Annotated in this window: 1 protein-coding gene; it reads right to left on the bottom strand. The window is 77.4% G+C overall.

All coding sequences use genetic code 11. The annotated features are described in order from the left end of the window. On the bottom strand, window positions 1-3,089 hold a 3,089-nt coding region (locus tag E1298_RS45565), incomplete at its 3' end, for a HEAT repeat domain-containing protein (protein ID WP_131903593.1). Between the last annotated feature and the right edge of the window lie 76 nt (window positions 3,090-3,165).

The following is a 3,165-nucleotide window of genomic DNA, read 5'->3' as shown; positions in this document are numbered from 1 at the left end:
GGGGTCCGGGCCTCCTCCGCCAGCGTCCAGGGCGGGGCGTCCAGCGGTTGCAGGTCGAGCATCCAGTCGAGGAGCGCGGCGCGGGCGGACGCGGGTGCCATGGGGTAGGCGGCGATCAGTGCGTCGAGGCGGTCACGTGATGTTCCTGCTTGCTGGGCGCGCAGGCGTGCCAGGGAGTCGGGGTCCTGAGCCGCCTTGTGGAAGGACTCGTGCAACGCGCCGTCGGTCTCCGCCTGGGCGAACGCCTCCCGGAGCACGGCCTCTTGGTTCTCCGCTGTGGCGAGGGCGTGGTGGAGGTCGTCCCGCGTCAGGACGGCACCGCAACGGCGCAGCAGGACGAGCCCGGCACGGCCAAGGGCGAGCCCGCGCACCTGCCCGGTCAGGTCGAGCCGTTCGAGCGGACGGAGCTTGGGGATCGCCTTGTCGAGCAGATCCAGGAGACGGGCGTCGCCGATGGCGGCCAGGCCGTCGACCAGGGTGCGCGACGATCGGGCCGCAGTCTCCAGCTCCGCGTCCGCCCAGGGCGGAGGGCACAGCCGCAGCGTGAACCGCAGGACGGGCCCGGGATCGCCGGAGGCCGCGAGGTCCAGCCAGCGGGGCAGCTGCGGACGGAGCCGCCGGTCGGGCGGCCGTGCGGGGTCGCGTTCGTGCTCGTCCACGACGCGGCGTGCGATCTCGGTGTTCCAGCCGTGTTCGAGCAGCGACCGCGCGTCCGAGACGGTCGTCACCGGGACCGTGACGCCGTACCGCGCCAGGGCCGCGGCGGACCTGGGCGAGAGCAGGCCGTCCAGGGCGGACAGGAGGAGGGCGCGGGCGCGGTCGTCCTCGGCGCGGTCCGCCGCCGCGAGGACGGTCGCGGCGAAGGCCCCCGCGAGGATCGTCCGGAGCGCGTCGGTCAGCGCGTCGCGGAAGCCCGGGTTGTCGTGGTGGCCGAGCCAGTACAGCAGTTTCGGGACGGCGGACGGCGCGCCCGCGCGGGTGAGGGCCGTCGCGGCGGTCTTCTTGACGTTCATGTTCCGGTGGTCGAGGCAGGCCGCGACCGCCGGGGCGGCCCAGGTCGCGCGCGCCTCGCCCAGCGCGAGGAGCGCCTGCCGGACGGTCTGCTCGTCGTCCGCCCGCGTCAGCGGGATCAGGCTCGCCGACATGGCCCGCGCGTCGCCGGCGTCCCGCGCGATGACCGCGATCGCGTGCCCCCGGACGTGCCGGTCCCGGTGCCGCAGCAGCGGGTGCACGCGCGCCTTCGCCCGGCGGTACGGGGTGCGCCGCAGCAGGTCGAGCAGAGCCGTCCGCTCGGACGGCACGAGCCCGGGACGGTCCAGCAGGTCGAGGGCGAGGCTCGCGACGAGGGCGTGCCCGGCCCCGGCCGCGTCCGCCGCGTCCAGTAGGCAGCGCGGACGGATCGCGCCCCGGCGGAACAGGCGGGCCCCGAGGTCGCGGACGGCGGCGACGGCCTCGTCCGGGACGGACGCCTCGTCCCCCGCCGAGGCGACGCGGAGCAGCAGGTCGGCCAGGGCCGGGACGGTGGAGGCGTCGCCGTTGCGGGCCAGCCTGGCCAGGGCCTCGACCGGCTCCTGGGGGTCCAGGCCCGCGCGGAGCAGGGCGAGCTCGCGGGGGTCCGGTGCGCCGAGGTCGTCGGCGATCCGGCGCGGAAGGTCCCGGGGGTTGAGCCGCTCCAGCAGCGACCGCCGTCGCGCGGTGTCGCCGGTGAGGTGCCAGAGCAGTTCCAGGGCGCGGTGCCTGAACGGCCGCAGGTGCCGGACGATGCCGCCGCCGTCCAGGCCCAGGCCGTCGCGCAGAACCCCGGCCGTCCGCTCGCCGCCCACGGCCTCCAGTGCGGCGAGCGCCTCGCGCGGTGCGCGGGGCAGCAGGTCGAGGACGGTGTCCTCGGCGGGCAGGTGGCGCAGCTCGCGGATCGCGCGGAGGAACGGCGCGGGGTCGTCCGCGCGGCGCGCAAGGGCCGTCACGGCGCCGCCCACGTCCAGGCCGGGGACGCCCTGCGCGTCGAGCGCGACGAGCAGTTCCAGGCGGCGGGGCCAGCACGTCGGTTCCGCGGCCGTCGTCAGCTCCCGGAGCGTCTCATGCCTGCACGAGAACAGGAGCGCGGCGACCTCGCCGGCGGGGACGCAATGGTCGGCGAGGGCCAGGCCGACGATCGCCGGGACGTCGCGTCCGGACGGGAAATGGCCGCGCCGGTGCATCCCGCTCAGGCAGGCGACGGCGGGCCCGGCGAGCAGCAGCGGATCCTGGACGGCGATGCCGGTCAGATCGCCCACGTCCTCGCGGGTGGCCATCCCGCCGAGCAGTTCGAGCGACCGGCGCCGCAGCCGCGGGGGCCGTCCGGGGTCGGCGGCGACGTCGCGGAGCAGCCGCCTGTGCCCGTGGCGGGCGGCGGCCTCGATCGCCGGACCGGCGGGCCCGGCGGCGAGGAACCGGCGCATCCGCTCCTCGGGCAGCGGGTCCAGGGCCGCCCACGGCTCGGCCAGCTCCGCCAGGGCGGCGGGGACGTCGGCCGCGAGGCTCTCGACCAGCGCCCGCGCCCGGCGCGGGACCAGCACGGCCGCGAGAAGGGCGTCCCGGACGATCCGGAACGCCTCGGCCCGCAGCACGGGATCGGGACGTTCCATCAGCTCCCAGGCGAACGCCTCGGGGTCGTCCAGGTCCACGACGGCCAGCCCGCGCACGGCCCGGTAGAGCAGATCGCCCGCCGGCTCGTCCCGCACGGCGGCGGGCCGCCCGGCGATCTCCGCGCACAGCCACGCGATCTGGACACGGACCGGCAGGCCCGCCTCCCGCCACCCCGGCCACGCGCGGACGTGCGCCCGCAGCCGCAGGTGGACGCGGGCCAGCGCGAGCGCGGCCTCCGGCGGGCCGTCCGCGAGCACGGCGCCCACGAGGTCCTCCAGGGAGGCCGGCAGCGATGCCGCATACCGGTCCCCGTCCTCGGGCCGCTCGTCGAGGCGGTCGGCGAGGCGGGCCAGCCCGAGCGTGCGGAGCCGCGCGTCCCCCTGCCCGGCGAGGGCCGCCAGGACGTCCGGCGCGCAGGTCCGGGGGTCCAGCCCGGCGATGACCGATTCGTCCGCCGATGTCATGCGCCGATCTTAGAGACCGCGCCGGGCGTCTGCTTCTCCATGGTCAGCGGATCCCGGACAGCACCGGCGCGGGAGC

The organism is Actinomadura rubrisoli (assembly GCF_004349215.1).
Lineage (GTDB): Bacteria > Actinomycetota > Actinomycetes > Streptosporangiales > Streptosporangiaceae > Spirillospora > Spirillospora rubrisoli.
This window is presented reverse-complemented; position numbering and strand designations above follow the sequence as displayed.